This window comes from Thermomonospora catenispora (assembly GCF_006363815.1).
Lineage (GTDB): Bacteria > Actinomycetota > Actinomycetes > Streptosporangiales > Streptosporangiaceae > Thermomonospora > Thermomonospora catenispora.
On record NZ_RRYT01000026.1, the window covers coordinates 1 to 18,560 of the forward strand.

The 18,560-nt window shown below is 72.6% G+C and carries 19 protein-coding genes and 1 pseudogene; 8 read left to right on the forward strand and 12 right to left on the reverse strand.

The annotated features are described in order from the left end of the window. The 5 genes from EIO00_RS25360 to EIO00_RS18415 form a co-directional block, all read right to left on the reverse strand. A partial coding sequence (locus EIO00_RS25360; RefSeq protein ID WP_241661450.1) for a conjugal transfer protein occupies positions 1–1,065 on the reverse strand: 1,065 nt, incomplete at its 3' end. A 77-nt stretch (positions 1,066–1,142) separates the two neighbouring features. Next, positions 1,143–1,424 carry a hypothetical protein gene (locus tag EIO00_RS18400; RefSeq protein ID WP_140180632.1) on the reverse strand — a complete coding sequence of 94 codons (282 nt, stop codon included), beginning with the start codon at positions 1,422–1,424 and terminating at the stop codon, positions 1,143–1,145. Positions 1,425–1,538: 114 nt separating this feature from the next. Continuing rightward, positions 1,539–2,543 carry a conjugal transfer protein gene (locus EIO00_RS18405; RefSeq protein WP_241661451.1) on the reverse strand — a complete coding sequence of 335 codons (1,005 nt, stop codon included), beginning with the start codon at positions 2,541–2,543 and terminating at the stop codon, positions 1,539–1,541. Between the two features lie 989 nt (positions 2,544–3,532). Then, on the reverse strand, positions 3,533–3,754 hold the full coding sequence (locus EIO00_RS18410) for a hypothetical protein (RefSeq protein ID WP_140180636.1): 222 nt from the start codon (positions 3,752–3,754) through the stop codon (positions 3,533–3,535). Continuing rightward, positions 3,739–4,002, reverse strand: coding sequence for a hypothetical protein (locus tag EIO00_RS18415; protein ID WP_140180639.1), 264 nt, complete (start codon positions 4,000–4,002; stop codon positions 3,739–3,741). Before EIO00_RS18415 ends, EIO00_RS18410 begins: the two co-directional genes overlap by 16 nt. A 187-nt stretch (positions 4,003–4,189) precedes the next feature. Between EIO00_RS18415 and EIO00_RS18420 the strand changes: the two genes are divergently transcribed. After that, on the forward strand, positions 4,190–4,507 hold the full coding sequence (locus tag EIO00_RS18420) for a winged helix-turn-helix domain-containing protein (protein ID WP_140180641.1): 318 nt from the start codon (positions 4,190–4,192) through the stop codon (positions 4,505–4,507). A 41-nt stretch (positions 4,508–4,548) separates the two neighbouring features. On the opposite strand, the gene ychF is transcribed toward EIO00_RS18420, so the two are convergent. After that, positions 4,549–5,640: a redox-regulated ATPase YchF gene (gene ychF / locus EIO00_RS18425; protein ID WP_140180644.1), complete on the reverse strand. Its 1,092-nt coding sequence runs from the start codon at positions 5,638–5,640 to the stop codon at positions 4,549–4,551. 11 nt (positions 5,641–5,651) lie between these two features. Further along, the gene (locus EIO00_RS18430) at positions 5,652–6,728 is read right to left on the reverse strand and encodes an alpha/beta hydrolase (RefSeq protein ID WP_140180646.1); all 1,077 of its coding nucleotides are present in this window, start codon (positions 6,726–6,728) and stop codon (positions 5,652–5,654) included. A 115-nt stretch (positions 6,729–6,843) separates the two neighbouring features. On the opposite strand from EIO00_RS18430, the gene EIO00_RS18435 reads away from it, so the two are divergent. Together EIO00_RS18435 and EIO00_RS18440 are read left to right on the forward strand one after the other, a co-directional pair. After that, on the forward strand, positions 6,844–8,157 hold the full coding sequence (locus EIO00_RS18435; RefSeq protein ID WP_140180648.1) for a DNA recombination protein RmuC: 1,314 nt from the start codon (positions 6,844–6,846) through the stop codon (positions 8,155–8,157). Then, positions 8,154–8,726 carry a DUF6542 domain-containing protein gene (locus tag EIO00_RS18440; RefSeq protein ID WP_175596271.1) on the forward strand — a complete coding sequence of 191 codons (573 nt, stop codon included), beginning with the start codon at positions 8,154–8,156 and terminating at the stop codon, positions 8,724–8,726. The genes EIO00_RS18435 and EIO00_RS18440 overlap by 4 nt, the downstream gene beginning before the upstream one ends. Before the next feature lie 156 nt (positions 8,727–8,882). On the opposite strand, the gene EIO00_RS18445 is transcribed toward EIO00_RS18440, so the two are convergent. Continuing rightward, the gene (locus EIO00_RS18445; protein WP_140180650.1) at positions 8,883–9,851 is read right to left on the reverse strand and encodes a 4-hydroxy-3-methylbut-2-enyl diphosphate reductase; all 969 of its coding nucleotides are present in this window, start codon (positions 9,849–9,851) and stop codon (positions 8,883–8,885) included. A 231-nt stretch (positions 9,852–10,082) separates the two neighbouring features. Here EIO00_RS18445 and EIO00_RS24600 point away from each other — a divergent pair, with 231 nt between their 5' ends. Then, a complete protein-coding gene (locus EIO00_RS24600; RefSeq protein ID WP_175596272.1) occupies positions 10,083–10,823 on the forward strand; it encodes a DUF8129 domain-containing protein in 741 nt (246 codons plus the stop codon). A gap of 43 nt (positions 10,824–10,866) precedes the next feature. Here EIO00_RS24600 and EIO00_RS18455 read toward each other — a convergent pair whose 3' ends face one another. Continuing rightward, complete coding sequence (locus tag EIO00_RS18455) at positions 10,867–12,099, reverse strand: MFS transporter (RefSeq protein WP_140180652.1); 1,233 nt, start codon at positions 12,097–12,099, stop codon at positions 10,867–10,869. 149 nt (positions 12,100–12,248) lie between these two features. Here EIO00_RS18455 and EIO00_RS18460 point away from each other — a divergent pair. The 3 genes and pseudogenes from EIO00_RS18460 to EIO00_RS18470 form a co-directional block, all read left to right on the forward strand. Then, positions 12,249–13,441 (forward strand): annotated as a pseudogene (locus EIO00_RS18460) (RNA-guided endonuclease InsQ/TnpB family protein); the annotation flags it as partial. Positions 13,442–13,616: 175 nt separating this feature from the next. Then, the gene (gene xseA, locus EIO00_RS18465; protein WP_140180656.1) at positions 13,617–14,828 is read left to right on the forward strand and encodes an exodeoxyribonuclease VII large subunit; all 1,212 of its coding nucleotides are present in this window, start codon (positions 13,617–13,619) and stop codon (positions 14,826–14,828) included. Between the two features lies 1 nt (position 14,829). Further along, on the forward strand, positions 14,830–15,072 hold the full coding sequence (locus EIO00_RS18470; protein ID WP_140180658.1) for an exodeoxyribonuclease VII small subunit: 243 nt from the start codon (positions 14,830–14,832) through the stop codon (positions 15,070–15,072). A gap of 119 nt (positions 15,073–15,191) precedes the next feature. On the opposite strand, the gene EIO00_RS18475 is transcribed toward EIO00_RS18470, so the two are convergent. Beyond that, positions 15,192–15,884 (reverse strand): DUF4245 domain-containing protein, encoded by a 693-nt coding sequence (locus tag EIO00_RS18475; protein WP_241661452.1) that lies wholly within the window; start codon positions 15,882–15,884, stop codon positions 15,192–15,194. Positions 15,885–15,904: 20 nt separating this feature from the next. Continuing rightward, positions 15,905–16,612, reverse strand: coding sequence for a TetR/AcrR family transcriptional regulator (locus EIO00_RS18480; RefSeq protein ID WP_140180660.1), 708 nt, complete (start codon positions 16,610–16,612; stop codon positions 15,905–15,907). 233 nt (positions 16,613–16,845) lie between these two features. Here EIO00_RS18480 and glpX point away from each other — a divergent pair, with 233 nt between their 5' ends. After that, a complete protein-coding gene (gene glpX / locus EIO00_RS18485; RefSeq protein ID WP_140180662.1) occupies positions 16,846–17,910 on the forward strand; it encodes a class II fructose-bisphosphatase in 1,065 nt (354 codons plus the stop codon). Between the two features lie 7 nt (positions 17,911–17,917). Here glpX and EIO00_RS18490 read toward each other — a convergent pair whose 3' ends face one another. Beyond that, on the reverse strand, positions 17,918–18,538 hold the full coding sequence (locus tag EIO00_RS18490; protein ID WP_140180664.1) for a DUF1707 SHOCT-like domain-containing protein: 621 nt from the start codon (positions 18,536–18,538) through the stop codon (positions 17,918–17,920). Positions 18,539–18,560: the final 22 nt, after the last annotated feature.

Genomic DNA, 18,560 nt, shown 5'->3' on the forward strand with positions numbered 1-18,560 from the left:
GCCGGTCCGGGCGGGATCGTCGCCGGACCGCGGCGCCACGGCGTCCCCGGTCGGCGCCGTGTCCGCATCGGCGGGCCCGGTGCGTCGCGTCTGCTCGGGACGCTGCGGGACGTCCGGGGCGGCGGGACGGGCCGCCGACGGATGCGCGGCCGCCGCGTCGGCGGCCGGAGGGGTCGCCGGCTGGGCCGGCGGGATGTCCGGGGGCTCGGCCGGGGCGGCGGGGTCCACGGCCTGCCAGACCTCGGTGGCCTCGCCGGGGCGCTTGATGCCGGAGGCCAGGGCGCGCTTGCCTGAGCCGGCGGGCCGGGCGGGCGGCGTCTCCAGGCGCGGGGTGGCCGGAGGACGTTCCACGGCGGCGGGGTCGACCGGGGCGGCGGGAGGAGGGGAGGCGGGCGTCAGGAGAGGCGGGGCGTCGGACTCGTGGGAGATGTTGCGGGGCATGGTGCGCCGCCAGGACTTGACGGCGCGGGCGGCGGGCGTGGGAGCGGCCGGCCGGCCGGCGACCTTGACGTCGCCGGCCGGCGTGACGTCACCGGCCGAGGCGGTCGCCGTGGCGGGCTGCGGCTGGGCGTGGTGGACGGGGACCACCGCGGGATGGCCCTGGGCGGCGGGGCGGCCCTGGGCGGCGGGGCGGGCCTTGCGCTGGGCGCGGACGGCGGCGCGCGCCGGGGCGACGGCGGCCGCGGCGGGACGGTCGTCGCGGCGGCGCCACACGCGGGCGACGACGACGACCTCACGGGGCTCCCGGATGGGGGTCAGGCGGCACCAGGTGCGAGGTTCGAACAGGTAGCGGACCTGGGAGAGCAGCAGCTCGGTGAGCCGCTTGCCCTCGATGACCGGACGGGTGGCCAGCCAGGTCACCACCCCGGGCGGGACCAGGTACAGCACGTGCCAGGGCGGCTTGAGAGGGGCGCCGACCAGCATCAGCAGCAGCACCCAGGGAACGAACACGCCGACGAAGACGCCGATCTGCACCAACGGCAGCGGCATCGGCAGACGCAGGTCGTACAGCTTGTACAACCGCCTCTCGATGCGCCAGATGTTCGTGTACGTGGGCAGGTCCACGCCCTTACTCCCCTAACGGGGACGAGCACAGGCGCGTCGCGGGCCCCGCACCGGTGCTCGCCCAGACGGCGTACCGGTCAGCTCAGGTCGACTCCCAATGCACGGGCGATGGCTTTGGCCGTGGTCTCGATGATGTTCGGCACATAGAAGATGATTCCGATTCCGATCGCCAGGACGATGAATTGCACGAAACGGGTGATCTCGCGGGTGAACAGGAAGAAGATCGCCACGATGGACACGATGACGAGGAACAGCGGGCCGAAGATCTGACGCAGCCAGTCGGCCAGCTGGTCGGTCCGCAAATCGTCCGGCGAAGCCAGAATCAGGTCGGAGATCGACGCCATGGTGTGCAGCAGCATCGACTGACTACCTCTCTGCTTCGACGGGCGGGTCGGGGTCGCGGGGGGTCCGGAGGTCGCGGGGGGTTCGGCGCACGCGGCCGATGTCGAAACCGATCATGTCTCGCAACCGATCTATGATCCGATGGTGCGGCTGGCGCCGCGAATGTCTCTGACGTACCAGGTGTTGCCTTTCTTCACCACGGTGCATTCGTAGGCCTGCTCCAGCTCGGCGGCCGCGGCGTTCCCCTGGGACGGCAGCCGCCAGACGACCTTCACCGTGACGGTGCGCCGGTCGGCCGCGCCACGGGGTGCGACCACCTCCCCCAGCCGGACGAAGGTGACCGATCCTCCCAGACCGGTGATCGGCGCGCCGTCGGTGAACCGGGACAGCGCGCCGGTGTCGCCGGCCGCATACGCGTCGAAGAAGCTCTTGGTGAACACGACGGAGCGCAGTTCGTTCTCCAGGGCCGTGTCCCGCTCACCGGCCCCGCGCTGCGGGAGGGTCGCGCGCGGCGGGGGCGGCAGCAGCGCGGGCAGCCCGGAGACGACCATGGCGCCCTTGTCGGCGTACACCGGGACGGCCAGCGACAGCCAACGGTCCTGGGCCCGGGCCAGCAGGGTCACCACGGCGTGGTGCTCGTCGCGCACTTCGACCCCGGCGACCTGAGTCGACTCCACCCGCAGCGAGCCGAGGCCGTTCCAGCCGAACTGGCCGACCGTGCCCTCGGGCAGGAACGCCCGCAACCGGTTCTCCCAGTCGGCGAGGTTCTGCTCGTCGTAGTTGAGATAGACCTCGCCGAACTGCACCGCGAACGCCGACGCCGCGGCGACGGGGAAGCGGCTGGCGGGCGAGGCGGTCGCAGTGGGGGCCGGACCGGTGTCCGAGGTGAACCGCTCGAACGGGGCGCGCACGCCGTTCACCACGATCACGATGATCAGCATCCACAGCAGGGCGCGGCCGACCCACACCCACCAGCGGCCGCCGGAACCCGCCCAGCGGCCTCCGCCGGAACCGGACCGGCGGCCTCGCCGGCCCTTACGGGACCCGTCGTCGGGAGCCTCCGGCACGGCCGGGGCGCCGGTGGCGAATCCGCTCATCGCGTCGTCGTGGACAGCCGCGTCCCCGCCGTGCGTCACGGCATGCTCCCGCGCCAACGCTCGCCGAGCCATCGCGCCTCCGCTCGCGCCTGCCACCCGATCGGCGCGGTCGTCCTGCCTGCACTTGTCTTGGTCGGGACATGGGCGGTCAAGGGCCGCTCAGCCTAACCTCGGCCCAGCCTAACCACGGAAGTCAATTGTTCCAGTGGCCGATGGGCGAACACACCCCGGCACGCGGCTGTGGATAACCGAAAGCGCAGGATGCCGGAACAGGGGAGATGTCCAAACAGTGAGGTTCCGGTATCCCGGACCGGGACAATTGCCCAGGTCAGCCGTCCACAATGGCGGCCGACCCGGTTGTCGGCCGCTGACCTGCGACAACACCGCTGTGGCGAGAATCCCACGCCCCCCGAACACGCCCCGGCGCGGCACGGCGCGGGCGGGCCTTCGAAGGCCGTGGTCACGCCCTCCGCGCCGCGGACGACCGCGGCGCAGGAACGGGCGTCCCCGGCGTTTCCGCGCGAGTTGATGAGTGAAAACGAGCACGACGTGCCCCTGCGACCCGCACCCCGCCGTAACAGCGGTCGACGACCGAGTGCGACCGTTCGACCTCGACGCACGGGCGGTCACCGGGAAGCCGCGGAGGCCGAGCGATCCCACCGCGGCCGGCCGCCGTCCCCGACGGCGACGCCGTCGCCGACGCGGCCGCCCGTCGGTGCGAGTCCCGCACCGGCCGGTCGCCGACCGGCCCGCATCCGTACGGCGATGATCGCGGACGGTGACCGCTATCGGTCACCCGCGGCGCCCCTCGAAGGCATCCCGTCGTGCACGGGGCGGCGGGGCGCTCGCCCCGCCGCCCCGGGCTTCACGACCGGTCGACGCCGATCCACGCCTTTCGTGGATCCAGACGGCCCATGGCCGCGTCCCGGGCCTCCGGAAAGCCGCCCCGTGTCCAGGTCCGAGGAGCGGTCGCAGGGGCGTCGGCCCGAAAGCCGACACCCCCACGACCATGTCGCCTTCCCCTCCGGTCAGGGCGCACCGAGCCTGAGCCGTGCGGCGGCCGTATAGACGATCTCGTGGCCGTCCTGTCGCATCTCGTGTGCGATCGCCCACCAGTGCATCAGGCACCACGCGGTCTCGTCCGAGGTGACGACGGCCGCGGGCTGAGGGTTGTCGCCGTGGATCGCCGCATCGCACATCACACCGGGCGGGGCCGCATCGGCTCCGAGGGCGGTCATGTCAGCGCCCATGCCCCGCTCCTGGTGCGGATGCTCGGCCTGCCGAAGCCGAACCAGGCATCGACCTCGGCGAGCCGCGCGATCAGTTCGCGAGGGGTACGAGCCTCGATGTGACCGCTCCAGTGGTCGCCTCGGGTGATCGCCCAGAAGCTTCGCGTGTGATGTCCGAACCAGATGACCCATCGTCCATGGGTCTGCGCCTGGAGGTCGCGGGCGATCTTGTCGCCGTCGACGGGCCGGATACGCTCTTGCACAGCCACGGGCTCCTTCCGTGGTCAGGCCCGGGAGCACCGACGCCGCCACGTCGGCCCGGGCCGCTTTCGTTTGCACGGGCCTCATCGCCCATCAACAACATACGTTGCTATGCATGCCCTTGTATAGCCTTAGTGGAACTATGCATGGCCTTCCTAGCGTTTATGCAGGTCACAGTGGTCGTACGTTGCCCCCATGAGCGACGTGCCGCCATTCGAGCCCGACCATGAGTCGCCGACGTACGTCTACGTCCAGCTGGCCGACCACATCACCGAGCGGATCAAAGCCGGCGATCTGAAGCCCGGGCAGCGGCTCCGTCCGGAACGCGAGCAGGCCGAGGAGTACGGCGTCGCCTATCTGACGGTGCGCCGGGCGATGAGGGAACTCCGCTCTCGCGGGCTGATCCTGACGGTCGTGGGCAAGGGAACGTTCGTGAACCCGAAGGTGGCCGAGGTTGAGGACCTGTCGGAGCTGGCCCGGGGCGAAGACGACGAGCGCCCCGCCGATCGGTAGGACCGGCGGGGCGCCGCGCCGAAGGAGCCGGACGAACGCGACTACACGTTGAAGCGGAACTCCACCACGTCGCCGTCCTGCATGACGTAGTCCTTGCCCTCGATGCGGACCTTGCCCGCGTTGCGGGCGGCGGTCATCGAGCCGGCCTCGATCAGCTCGTCGTAGGAGATCACCTCGGCCTTGATGAAGCCGCGCTGGAAGTCGCTGTGGATGACCCCGGCGGCCTCGGGCGCGGTGGCGCCCTTGCGGATGGTCCAGGCGCGGGCCTCCTTGGGGCCGGCGGTCAGGAAGGTCTGCAGGCCGAGGATGTCGAACCCCACGCGGACGAGCTGCGACAGGCCCGACTCCTGCTGCCCCATCCCCTGCAGCAGCTCCAGCGCCTCGTCGTCGGGCAGCTCGATCAGCTCCGACTCGATCTTGGCGTCCAGGAAGATGGCCTCGGCGGGAGCGACCATCTTGCTCAGCCGGGCGCGCAGCTCCTCGTTGCCGAGCTCCTCCTCGTCGAGGTTGAACACGTACAGGAACGGCTTGGCGGTCAGCAGCTGCAGCTCGCGCAGCAGGGACAGGTCGATCCCGGCCTCCGCGGCGCCGGCGAACAGGGTGGTGCCGCCGTCCAGCACCTTGCGCGCGGCGGTGACGGCGTCGACCATCGCGAGCCTGTCCCGGTCCTTCTTGGTCCGCGCCTCCTTCTCCAGCCGCGGCAGGGCCTTGTCGATGGTCTGCAGGTCGGCCAGGATCAGCTCGGTGTTGATGGTCTCGATGTCGCGCAGCGGCTCCACCGAGCCGTCCACATGCGTCACGTCGGGGTCGTTGAAGACCCGGATCACCTGGCAGATCGCGTTGGTCTCGCGGATGTTGGCCAGGAACTTGTTGCCCAGCCCCTGCCCCTCGTAGGCGCCGCGCACCAGCCCGGCGATGTCCACGAACTCGACGGTCGCCGGAACGATCTTGGCGGAGCCGAAGAGCTCCGCCAGCTTCTCCAGCCGCGGATCGGGCACCCCCACCACGCCCACGTTGGGCTCGATCGTGGCGAAGGGGTAGTTGGCGGCCAGCGCGTCGTTCTTGGTCAGCGCGTTGAACAGCGTGGACTTGCCGACGTTGGGCAGCCCGACGATTCCGATGGACAGGCTCACGTCAGGCGAGTCTATTGGCTGCTCGAGGGCCCTTCGGCCGCGGCGGCCGGTCGGCCCTCCGCCCGGCGCAGGAACTCGGCGATGTGCCGGAACGCCGCCTTGCCCTCGGGGATGAAGTCGGCGAACACCGGGAAGACGTGCACCAGCCCGTCCCACTCCTGGTAGGTCACCTCCACGCCGGCGGCGCGGGCGCGGTCGGCCAGGTTCCGCACGTCGTCGCGGAGGATCTCGGTGCCGCTGGCCATCAGCATCATCGGCGGGTGCCCGGTCAGATCGCCGCGCACCGGCGCGAACAGCGGATCGTCCTGCGGCTTGCCCGCGCAGAAGCGGCGGCCCAGCGCGGCGAGCTTGCGCGCCGGGATGAGGACGTCGCTGCGCTCGTTCAGCCGGTGCGAGTCGGCCTCGCACATCAGGTCCACCCACGGCGACAGGCAGACGGCCGCCCGCGGCAGCGGCTGGCCCCGCTCCTTGAGGGAGTGCAGCAGCGCCAGTGTCAGGTGGCCGCCCGCCGAATCGCCGCCGACCACGATGTCCCGGCCCCGGTAGCCGCGCTTGAGCAGGTGCCCGTAGGCGTCCAGCGCGTCCTCCAGGGCGTCGGCGGGCGTGTGGTCGGGCGCCAGCCGGTAGTCCAGGGCCAGCACCGGGCGTCCGGTCGCCGCCGACAGCCGCCAGGTGAACGGCCGATACAGCCGCGGGCTGCCGAAGAAGTAGCCGCCGCCGTGCAGGTAGAGCAGGACCTTGCGCTCGTCGGGCAGGCCGGCCCGCACCCATTCGCTCTCTCCGGAGCGGCCGATGCGCTCGGGGACGATCGTCACCCCGCCCGGCGTCCGCTGCAGCCGGGCGAGCCGGTCGGTGACCCGCCGGATGCGGATCAGCCCGGCGTCGCCGTCGGGGGCGTTCTCCCAGGCGGAGCGGCCGAAGATCCGGATGAACCGGCCGGCGAGGCGCGCCTGCGGGGTGGGGGCGTCCTCGGGCTCCAGCGCCAGCACCGACGCGACGCGCCGCTGCGCGCGTGTGGTCGGCCGGATGGGCAGGTCGTGGGGGGTCGCGTCCGACAATTCGGCCTCCTGTGCGTCCGCGCAGCTCATCCACGAAAGGGCAGATGTCGAGCACCACTGTAGGAACGGCGAGTCCGAGCGCCACGACCACGGGCCCCGGCGCGTCGCTTCGGCTCGTTCACACTGCGATGTCACGATTCCCGTCATGAATCTCGCGCTGCTGCTCGGCCTGGCCCTCGGTCTGGCGCTGGGGTCGATGGCCGGATACGCGCTGGCCGCCACCCGGTCGGCCGCCCTGGTCGCGCGCGCCCGGGCCGCCGAGGAGCAGACCGCCCGCCTGGAGGAGCGGCTGGCCGCGCAGTTCGAACGGCTGTCGGCGCAGGCCCTGGACGCCAGCAACCGGCGGTTCCTGGAGCTGGCCGACGCGCGGCTGAAGGCGGCCGGGGCGGAGGCCGCCGGAGAGCTGGAGCGCCGCAAGCAGGCCGTGGAGCACCTGGTCGCCCCGCTGCGCGAGACGCTGGCCAAGGTCGAGGAGCAGCTCCGCGAGGTGGAGACCGGGCGCCGGGAGTCGCACGCGATGCTGGCCAAGCAGGTCGAGTTCGTCCGGCGCAGCTCCGAGGAGCTGCGGGCGGAGACCCAGGCGCTGGTGCGGGCGCTGCAGCGGCCCGACGCCCGCGGCCGCTGGGGCGAGCTGCAGCTGCGCCGGGCGGTGGAGCTGGCCGGGATGACCCGGCACTGCGACTTCGAGGAGCAGGCCTCGGCGCACACCGACGACGGCCGGCAGCGGCCGGACATGGTGGTGCGGCTGGTCGGCGGCAAGACCATCGTGGTGGACGCCAAGGTGCCGCTGACCGCCTACCTGGAGGCCGCCGCGACCGACGACCCCGCAGAGCGCGCCGACCGCCTGGACGCCCACGCCAGGCATCTGCGCGACCATGTGGACCGGCTGGCCGCCAAGGAGTACTGGAAGGCGTTCACCCCGTCGCCGGAGTTCGTGGTGCTGTTCATCCCCGGGGAGGCGTTCCTGGCGCCGGCCCTCGAACGCTCCCCCGAACTGCTGGAGTACGCGCTCTCCCGCCGGGTGCACATCGCCACCCCGACCACGCTGGTGTCGATGCTGCGCACCGCCGCCTACGCCTGGCAGCAGGCGGCGCTGTCGCAGAACGCGCGGGCGGTGTTCGAGACGGGCCGGGAGCTGTACGAGCGGCTGGGCACCATGGGCGGGCACCTGGAGGATCTGAGCCGGTCGCTGTCGGCCGCGGTCCGCGCCTACAACCGTACGGTGGGATCGCTGGAGAGCCGGGTGCTGGTGAGCGCACGCAGGATGAAGGACCTGGGGCTGGTGGACGGCGCGCTGGACGGTCCGCAGCCGGTGACCGACAGTCCCCGCAGCCCGTCCGCCGCGGAGTTCGACGGCCGGTTCCGGCCGCCGGGCGCCGTGGACGCCGGACCGCACGTCGCCGGCCGTGCCGTGTCCGGCAACGGCGCGGGCCCCACCGGTGAGGAGGAGCCGAGATGACCCCGACCGCAGCGCGCAAGCAGTCCCGCAAGCAGTCCGAGGGCGCCCGGAGCCGGGGCACCCCCTCCCCCGCGCCCCGGCGGGCGGACGGGGCGAAGGGGACGGTCACCGGCCGCGGCGGCGTGGTGATCCTGTTCGCGCTGAGCCTCGTGGGCGCGCTGGCGGCGCAGTGGATGGACCTCTCGACGGCGGCCGGGCTCGGGTTCGTGGCCGGCTGCGTGCTGGCCGCGCTGACCACCCGCCGGACCGACCTGCTCACCCTGGTGGTGAGCCCGCCGCTGGTGTTCCTGCTGGCCGCGGTGACCGCTCAGGTGCTGACCTCGCTGGGCAGGGACGCGATGGCTCGGGTGGTGCTGGTGGGCCTGTTCACCACGCTGTCCGCCGTCGCCCCCTGGCTGTTCCTGGGCACGGCCCTGACGGTGGTCGTCGCCGTCCCCCGCGGCCTGCCGGCCGCCGTCCGCGATCTTCGCGAGCGCCTGGCCGGCAGCCGGATCCTCCAGGAGGACGAGGAGCAGGACCCCGTCCGCTGGGAGGAGACCCCGCGGCCGCGCCGCGGCGAGGCCGATTGACGGCGAGAACGACCGACGAGGCCGACTGAAAGGCCGGCCGGGAGCGGGGCCGACCAAGGGCCCAACCGGACCGTCGGCGCCCCCGGGCGGGCGTCGGCCGGGCGCGTCCGGGGCGTCCGCGGACACGCGGCGGCGCCCCGGTGCGGGGACGCCGGGTCAGGCGGGGGAGGCGGCGCGCAGGTCCTTGCGAAGCTCCTGGGGCAGGCCGAAGCGCATGCGCTCGGGAACGACCTCGACCTCCTCGACGCGGTCGTAGCCGCGCTCAGCGAGCCAGTCCAGCACGCCGCGCACCAGGATCTCGGGGACCGAGGCGCCGCTGGTGACGCCGACGGTGGTGACGCCCTCCAGCCAGGCGGGGTCGATCTGGTCGGCGTAGTCCACCAGGTGGGCGGCGTCGGCGCCGTGCTCCTTGGCGACCTCGACCAGGCGGACCGAGTTGGAGGAGTTGGTGGAGCCGACCACGATGACCAGCTGGGCCTCGGCGGCGATCCGCTTGACCGCGGCCTGGCGGTTCTGGGTGGCGTAGCAGATGTCGTCGGACGGCGGGTCGACCAGCTTGGGGAAGCGCTCGCGGAGCTTGGCGACGGTGGCCATGGTCTCGTCGACCGACAGGGTCGTCTGCGACAGCCAGGCCACCTTCTCGGGGTCGCGGACCTGGACGTTCTCCACGTCGTCCGGACCGTCGACCAGCTGGATGCGCTCGGGGGCCTCGCCGGCGGTGCCGATGACCTCCTCGTGCCCCTCGTGCCCGATGAGCAGGATGTCGTAGTCCTCGGCGGCGAACCGCCGGGCCTCCTTGTGGACCTTGGTCACCAGCGGGCAGGTCGCGTCGATGGTGCGCAGGTTCCGCTTCGCGGCCTCCTCGTGCACCACCGGGGCCACCCCGTGCGCGGAGAAGATGACGATGGCGCCCTCGGGCACCTCCTCGGTCTCGTCGACGAAGATCGCCCCTCGTTCCTCGAGGGTCTTGACCACGTGCACGTTGTGCACGATCTGCTTCCGGACGTAGATCGGCGCCCCGTACTTCTCCAGCGCGATCTCCACCGTCTGCACGGCACGATCGACGCCCGCGCAGTAGCCGCGGGGTTTGGCGAGCAGGACACGGCGCTCACTGGTGGAGGTCATGCGGCAATTGTACGAACCGCCCGGGCGGCCGGCGCCGCGGCGAGTGCGGCGGGCGGGCCCCGGGTAGACCCCGGGTGGGCATGACCCGGGGCGACGCGGACCCGGCGAACGCGTCCCCCGGCGTGACCGTCCGGCAGCGATGCGGCACAGTGAGATGCGAGCCGGCCGTGTGGCAAGCGCGCTCGGACCGCTCCAGACCATCCATCAGGGACCAGCAGGGAGACGAGGACGATGACCAAGTCGCCGCGCCGCCTCACTCAGCATGTCCGGGACGCCGTGAGCGAGCAGGTCCGTGACCTTCCGCTGCACGCCGTCCGGCTGGCGATGTTCGGGGTCGGCCGGGCGCTGCTGCTGAGCGATCGGGTGACCAGGGACTACAAGGAGATGCGGGAGAAGGGGGTCGGTCCGGTGCTGGGCCGGCTCGGCGAGGACGCCAAGCAGGCCGCGGAGCAGACCGTCGGGAAGGTCGCCGAGAAGGTGGCGACCCTGGTGCGCGGGGAGGAGAGCGAGCCGCGGACCGACGTGCAGACCCCGGTCGCGACCCCGCCCGGGCACCGTCCGCGGCCCCGGCCCAGGTCGGTGGCGGAGATCGCGGTCGGCAAGCCCGCTCCGAAGCCCGCCGCCCGGCCCGCTCCGGACGCCGAGCCGGCGGGCTCGGCGTCCGGCGTGCAGACCGTCACCGGCTCCTCCGCCGAGCGGGCCGAGGCGGCCGGCCGGGCGGACGAGGCGGGCGAAGGGGGCAAGGCCCCGGCGGAGCGGGGCGGGAGCGGGCCCGTCCTCCGGGAGGCCGACCTGCCGGTGCCGAACTACGACGAGGCCTCCCTGCCCCAGCTGCGCGCCCGGCTGCGCGGGCTGACCGTCGAGCAGGTCGAGCTGCTGCGCGAGTACGAGCGGCAGCACGCCGCCCGACCCGAGATCCTGCGCATGTACGACAACCGCATCGCCAAGCTCCGCGGCCAGGGCGGGCGCTGACGGGCGGGGCCCGCCCCTCGGGGTCGGGTCGCCGGGGCGCGGGTCAGCCCGCCGTCGCGTCGGCGAGCGCGGGGTCGGCGTGCGCCGCGCGGAGCGTCCGCAGGTGCCCCCGGCGCACCGCCAGGATCCCGATGGCCGCCAGGCAGGCCGCCGCCCCGATGTAGTACGGCACGTCGTCGCCGGTGTGCTCGGCCGCCTTGGTGACGAGGTAGGGGGCCAGCGCCCCGCCCAGCCAGCGGACGGTGTTGTAGCCCGCCGAGGCGACCGGCCGCGGCGCCTCGGAGACCTCCATGGCGGCCTCGGTGAACGCGGTGTTGTTCAGCCCCAGCGGGACGCCCGTCAGGATGACCAGGACGATGATCCCGGCGCGCGGCGCCAGGGCGATGCCCAGCTGGAGCGCCAGCAGGACGCCCAGCGCGAGCCACATCACCTGCACCGTTCCAATACGGCGTTGCAGAACGGGGGCGAGGAACACCGACGACAGCGCCACCAGCACGCCCCAGCCGAAGAACACCAACCCGATGCCGTGCGCCGACATCTCCAGCACGAACGGGGTGAAGGCGACGATGGTGAAGAACGCGAAGTTGTAGCACAGCGCGGTGAGCGCCATGGTCGCCAGCCCGCCGTGGGTCAGCGCCCGCAGCGGATCCGCCAGCCGGATCCGGGCGGCGGGCCGGGGGGTGGGCTTGAGCAGCACGGCGATCAGCACGAAGCCCACCGCCATCAACGCGGCGGTGCCGAAGAACGGGTAGCGCCAGTGCCGGTCGCCCAGCGCCGCGCCCACCAGCGGGCCGGTGGAGATGCCCAGCCCCAGCGCCGCCTCGTACAGGACGATCGCCTTCTCCACGCCGCCGCTGGCGGCGCCGACGATGACGGCCAGCGCGGTGGCCACGAACATCGCGTTGCCCAGTCCCCAGCCGGCCCGGAAGCCCACCAGCTGGCCGACGGTGTGCGAGGTGCCCGAGAGGGTGGCGAACACCACCACCAGCGCCAGCCCGAGCAGCAGGGTGCGCTTGCCGCCGATCCGGCCGGACACCCAGCCGGTCAGCAGCATCGCCAGGGCGGTGATCAGGAAGTAGCTGGTGAACAGCAGCGACACCTGGCTGGGTGAGGCGTTCAGTCCTTCGGCGATGGCGGGCAGGATCGGGTCGACCAGGCCGATGCCCATGAAGGCGACCACCGCGGCGAAGGCGGTGGCCCACACCGACATGGGCTGCCGGAGGATGCCGCCGCCCGAGTCCGGGGAAGCGGCGTGATCGGACGTGCGCTGCGTCATCGAAAACCTCCGAGGAGACCCCCGCCTTCAGGCGGGGGAGGAATCGGACCCCTGCGGAGCAGGACGGGGGTAGCCGGTTCGCCGCCAGGCGAAACGGCGTCTCGAACACACGCGCGATCCTTAACTGATCGTGCGCTAGAATGTGAGATATGCCGCAGCTTGTGAAGCGGGCGTACAAGTACCGCTTCTACCCGACCCCCGAGCAGGCCGAAGAACTGCTTCGGACGTTCGGCTGCGTCCGCCTCGTCTACAACAAGGCCCTGGAGGAGCGGACCCGCGCCTACACCCAAGAGGGCCGCCGCGTCTCCTACGTGGAGTCCTCGGCCGCGCTCACCCGGTGGAAGAAGACCCCCGAGCTGGCGTTCTTGAACGAGGTGTCCTCGGTCCCGTTGCAGCAGGCGCTGCGGCACCTGCAGGCGGCGTTCGCGAACTTCTTCGCCAAGCGGGCCAAGTACCCCACGTTCAAGAGCAAGAAGAAGTCCCGGGCGTCGGCCGAATACACCCGCAGCGCGTTCCGCTGGAAAGACGGGCGACTGTTCCTGGCGAAGATGGACGGCCCGCTGAACATCCGCTGGTCGCGCCCCCTCCCCGAGGGTGCGCAGCCGTCCACCGTGACGGTGTCGCGGGACGCGGCCGGGCGGTGGTTCGTGTCGATCCTGGTGGAGGAAACGATCGCTCCGCTGCCGCCGACCGGGAGCAAGGTCGGGGTGGACGCTGGGATCACCGCCCTGGCCACCCTCTCCACCGGGGAGAAGATCACCAACCCCGGGCACGAACGCCGCGACCGGCGCAAGCTCGCCAAGGCGCAGCGGGCGCTCGCCCGCAAAGCCAAGGGCTCGGCGAACCGCGAAAAGGCCCGGCTCAAGGTCGCCCGCATCCACGCCCGGATCACCGATCGCCGCCGCGACTTCCTGCACAAGCTGACCACTCGGCTCGTCCGTGAGAACCAAACGGTCGTGATCGAGGACCTGACCGTCCGCACCATGCTCCGCAACCACTCCCTGGCCCGCGCCATCTCGGACGCGAGCTGGCGGGAATTCCGCTCGATGTTGGAGTACAAAGCGCAGTGGTACGGGCGCACCCTGGTGGCGGTGGACCGGTGGTTTCCCAGCAGCAAGCTGTGCTCGGCGTGCGGGACCCTGCAAGAGGCGATGCCGCTGAACGTCCGGACATGGCAGTGCCCCTGCGGCGCAGTGCACGACCGGGACGTCAACGCCGCACGTAACATCCTCGCCGCCGGGCTGGCGGAGAGGTAAAACGCCTGTGGAGCTGGTGTAAGACCTCAACGAGAGTCCTCTCGGGCGGGCGACTGGCAGTGAAGCAGGAAACCCAACCGGCGACGGTTGGAATCCCCTCCCTTCAGGGAGGGGAGGAAGTCAAGTCCGGAAACCTCCCGAGGGACGCGAGGCCGTGCGGCGGACGGCCGCACAAATGGTTAGCAAGACTAACTTTCTGAGAATAACTTAGCCTCGCTAACTTTCGGCGTGGGGTCGGCCACCGGGGCTAGGCTGCCGGGCATGGCGATGGAGACCTCCCCCGAGTCCCCGGTCCCGGTCCGCACCGTGCTGAACGCGGTGGCCGGCTGGATCGGCCGGCTCGGCCGCATCTGGGTCGAGGGCCAGATCACCGAGCTGAACCGGCGCGGGGGCACCGTCTACCTGACGCTGCGCGACCCAGTGGCCGCCATGTCGGTCCGGGTGGCCGGGCCGCGCTCGGTGTTCGAGGCGGCCGGGCCGGCGGTGGCCGACGGCGCCCGGGTGGTCGTGCACGCCAAGCCCGACTTCTGGGTCAACCGCGGGACGTTCTCGCTGGCGGCCCTGGAGGTCCGCCCGGTGGGGACGGGCGAGCTGCTGGCCCGGCTGGAACGGCTCAAGCAGGTGCTGGCCGCCGAGGGCCTGTTCCGGCCCGAGCGCAAGCGGCCGCTGCCGTTCCTGCCCCGCCGCATCGGGCTGATCTGCGGGCGGGACTCCGACGCCGAGCACGACGTGCTGAACAACGCCCGGCGGCGCTGGCCGGCGGTGCGGTTCACGGTGGAGAACACCGCGGTGCAGGGCCCGCACGCGGTGGGCGAGATCATGGCCGCGCTGCGCAGGCTGGACGCCGACCCGGAGATCGACGTGATCGTCATCGCCCGGGGCGGCGGGGCGATGGAGGACCTGCTGCCGTTCTCCGACGAGGCGCTGGTGCGCGCGGTGGCCGCCGCCCGCACCCCGGTGGTCAGCGCCATCGGGCACGAGCAGGACAGCCCGATCCTGGACCTGGTGGCCGACGTGCGGGCCTCCACCCCCACCGACGCGGCCAAGAAGGTCGTCCCGGACGTGCGCGAGGAGCTCCAGCGGGTGCGGCAGCTGCGGGACCGGGGGCGGCGCTGCATGGCGGGCCGGGTGGAGCGCGAGCTGGCGTGGCTGGAGGCCATGCGCTCCCGTCCCGCGCTGGCCGACCCGGTCCGCGAGATCGAACGCCAGCACGAGCAGCTCCTGGCCCTGCGCGACCGGGCCCGCCGCTGCCTGTCGGCCGCCCTGGACCGGGCCGGCGACCACCTGGCCCACACCCGGGCGCGGCTGCGGGCGCTCTCCCCCGCCGCCACCCTGGACCGGGGGTATGCGATCGTGCAGCGCCCGGACGGGACGGTGCTGCGCTCGGCGGAGGAGGTCGACAAGGGCGAGGAGCTGGTGATCCGGCTGGCCGACGGCCGGGTGCGGGCCGTCGCCGACGGCCCGGCGGACTAGGCTGGGCGCCGTGACGGACGCACCGAGGCCCTCATACGAGCAGGCCCGCGACGAGCTCGCCGAGGTCGTTCGGCGATTGGAGGCGGGCGGGCTCACCCTGGAGGAGTCGCTGACCCTCTGGGAGCGCGGCGAGAAGCTGGCCGAGATCTGCGAGGAGTGGCTGGAGGGAGCCCGGGCCCGCCTGGCCGCCGCGATGGCCGAATCCCGGCCGGACTCCCCCGACGCCCCCGCCGCGCCGTTCTGACCGGCTCCGGCCACAAGCGGGGGCATTCGGGCGGATCTGATCGGATGCGACCGGTTCTGGTCGAACACGACCACATCCGGTCGTCCTTGACCGGACCCGGCCGGATCCCGCCGAGCGGGCTAGTCGCCGGAGGGCGTGTTCCGCAGGGTCGCGCCGGGGGTGCCGGGAGAGGCCGACGGAGAGGCGTCGCGGGGCTGCGGGCGCAGCGAGGCGGCCAGCACGCCCAGCTCCTCATAGGAGGCGGTGCCGGTGACGACCAGGGTGACGTCGGGCAGGGTGCGGACCAGCGAGCGCTGATCCTTGTCCCGGCGGTAGTAGCGCTGCCAGGTCTGTCCGGCGACCTGCTGCACGCCGACCGGCTCGCGCGAGTTGGTCATCCGCCACAGGTACTCGCTCACCGGACGCTCGTTGCTCTGCTCCAGCGCCGCGTACTCCTCGGACGAGGTGAGCATGCCCAGATGCCAGGCGACCGGCTCGTCCCGCTCCCCCAGCCCGGTGAGCCGCGAGCTGGTGACCCGCCACCCCGCCGGCAGGCTCTCGGGGGCGTACGGGGTGTAGGGGGCGTCGTCGCGCAGCGCGAGCAGATGCCCGCCGTAGTCGACGGTCGGCAGGGTCTCGGTCTCGTCCCTGGGCGTCAGCAGCACCACCACGCCGACCATCAGCAGGCAGGCCAGCATCGCCATGGCATAGCCGCCCAGCCCGGTGGTCAGCCGTTTGTAGACCCCGGGCGTCACCTCGTACGGCCCCTCGGCGGCGGGGGCCGGCGCGGAGGCGGACGGCGCTTCGTCGGTGCGGGAGGTCTGGTCGGTCACCCTGACAGGATCGCGCACGCTCAGGACTGCTCCGCACGGGGACTGCGGATGGTGGCGATGACGGCCATGATGTCGGCGGCCATCTTGCGGGCGGCGTCCTCGTCCTCGGTCAGCGAGATCTCCGTCACGGCCGCCGCCATCGCGCCGGTGAGCACGGTGACCAGCGGCTCGTCCACCTCTCCGTCGGGCGTGTGGAACAGCGCGGCGTTGCGGCGGGCCCACTTGCGCAGCCGCTTGTTCATCACCCGGTCGAAACCGGGCGGGCCGTCGCCCTGGATGAACAGCCGGGAGATCCGCCGGTCGGCCAGACAGCCGTCCAGATAGGCGGTGGCGCCCGCGATGAACAGCTGCATGGGGTCGGTGACCCCGGCGGCCCGCGCCGCGTGGACGGCCTGGCGCGTGCGCTCCTGCTGGCGGTTCTGGAAGTCCTCCCACAGCGTCAGGTACAGGTCGGCCTTGCCGCTGAAGTGGTGGTAGAGGCTGCCGACGCTGGCGCCCGCGCGCGCCACGATCTCGGTGACCGCGGCCTGGGCGAACCCGGACTCGGCGAACACGTCCCGCGCCGCGGCCAGCAGGGCGCTGCGGGTGGCCGCGCCCCGGTCCGACACCCGGGCCGACGACTCGCCCTTCCCCTTGGTCGGCGATGCGGGGGAACGGGGGGCGGTGCTCGCCGGGGGCGCGCCGTCCGCGGCGGTCTCATCGGACGGCGCATGGATGTCGCTGCTCATGAGTGCAGAGATTACGCCCTCCATGGAGGCGCTCACGATTCCTTCCACCGCCTGGTCACCAGATCGCAACCCAGCGTCACCGGACGGTCCGGGAGGAATCAGGGGAGAACACCCGCCGGTCGGGGTAGGAAACCGCATCACCTGCGCCGGTTCGCTGGTCTGGTCCAATTTGTGAGCCGGGCTGCAAGAAACGGACAATGACCGCCATCGCCGACCGAAAGGGCTGTATCGCGATGTCTGCCATCTCCGCTGGGTTCGAAGCCGGGTCCGCTTCCTCGTCCGTCGCCTCTCCGCTCACCACGGAGCCCACAGCCCCCGACCGCAACCTGGCCTTGGAGCTGGTCCGCGTGACCGAGGCCGCGGCGATGGCGGCGGCCCGCTGGGTGGGCCGGGGCGACAAGAACGGCGCCGACGGGGCGGCGGTGAACGCCATGCGCCAGCTGATCAACACGGTGTCGATGCGCGGCACGGTGGTGATCGGCGAGGGCGAGAAGGACAACGCGCCGATGCTCTACAACGGTGAGCAGGTCGGGGACGGCAGCGGCGCCGAGTGCGACGTCGCGGTGGACCCGATCGACGGCACCCGGTTGACCGCGATGGGCATGCCGAACGCGATCGCGGTGATCGCGGTGGCCGCCCGCGGCTCGATGTACGACCCGTCCGCGGTGTTCTACATGGAGAAGCTGGTCACCGGACCGGAGGCGGCCGACGTGGTGGACATCGAACGTCCGGTCGCCGACAACCTGCGGGCGGTGGCCAAGGCCAAGGGGTCCTCGGTGGAGGACGTCACCGTGGTGATCCTGGACCGGCCGCGGCACGAGAACATCGTCAAGGAGGTCCGCGAGGCGGGCGCCCGGATCAAGTTCATCACCGACGGCGACGTGGCCGGCGCGATCATGGCGGCCCGCGAGGGCACCGGGGTGGACCTGCTGCTGGGCATCGGCGGCACCCCCGAGGGCATCATCGCCGCCTGCGCGGTCAAGGCGATGGGCGGGGTGATCCAGGGCAGGCTGTGGCCCCGCGACGACGCCGAGCGCAGCCGGGCGGCCGCCGCCGGGCACGACCTGGACCGGGTGCTGACCACCGACGACCTGGTGGCCTCCGACGACGTGTTCTTCGCCGCCACCGGGATCACCGACGGCGAGCTGCTCAACGGGGTGCGGTACCGCAGGGGCCGGGCCATCACCAACTCGCTGGTGATGCGGGCGCGCAGCGGCACCATCCGCCGGGTGGAGAGCGAGCACCAGCTGGCCAAGCTGCGCGCCTACAGCGCGATCAACTTCGACCAGGCGGTCTGAGCCGCCGTCAGCGCCCCTTGCGGATGCGCAGCCGCCCGCGCACCCGGTCGCGCCAGGTGCGCTTGGGTGCGCGGGCGCGCACCGACCCCAGCAGCATCCGCCCGCCGATCTCGACCACGGGCCCCTCGCCCGCGGGCCGCACCCGCACGTCCTGGGTGCTGAGGACGGTGCGGCCGGTGACGTTCACCGCCACGCCGTCGGGCACGAGCAGCCGGACGCGCCCGCACAGCACCAGCGCGTCCAGCACCACATGACGACGCTGCAGGACGGCCTCGCGCAGGTCGAGCTCGACGGTGCCGAACAGCGCCAGCAGCGGCAGCCTCACCGGCAGCACCCAGCGGCCGCCGCGGCGCACCGTGCCGAAGGTGGCCTGCAGGGGGCGGTCGTCGACCAGGATGGGCTGCGCCTCGGGCGGACTGAGGTCGGTGGTGAGGCCGGTCAACTCGCCGAGCGTCCGCGCCCGCCAGGCGCGCTCGGCGCGCTCGGCGTGCTCGTCGGCGGTGAGCCGCCCGTCGGCCAGGGCCTCGCCGAGCACCGCGATCACGCGTTCCCGGTCGGCGTCGGAGGCGCGCAGGTCGCGCACGCTCGTCACCGGCCGGGCCGACGTCTGGCTCTTGGTGAGGTCCACATCTAGACGATAACCGCCCGGA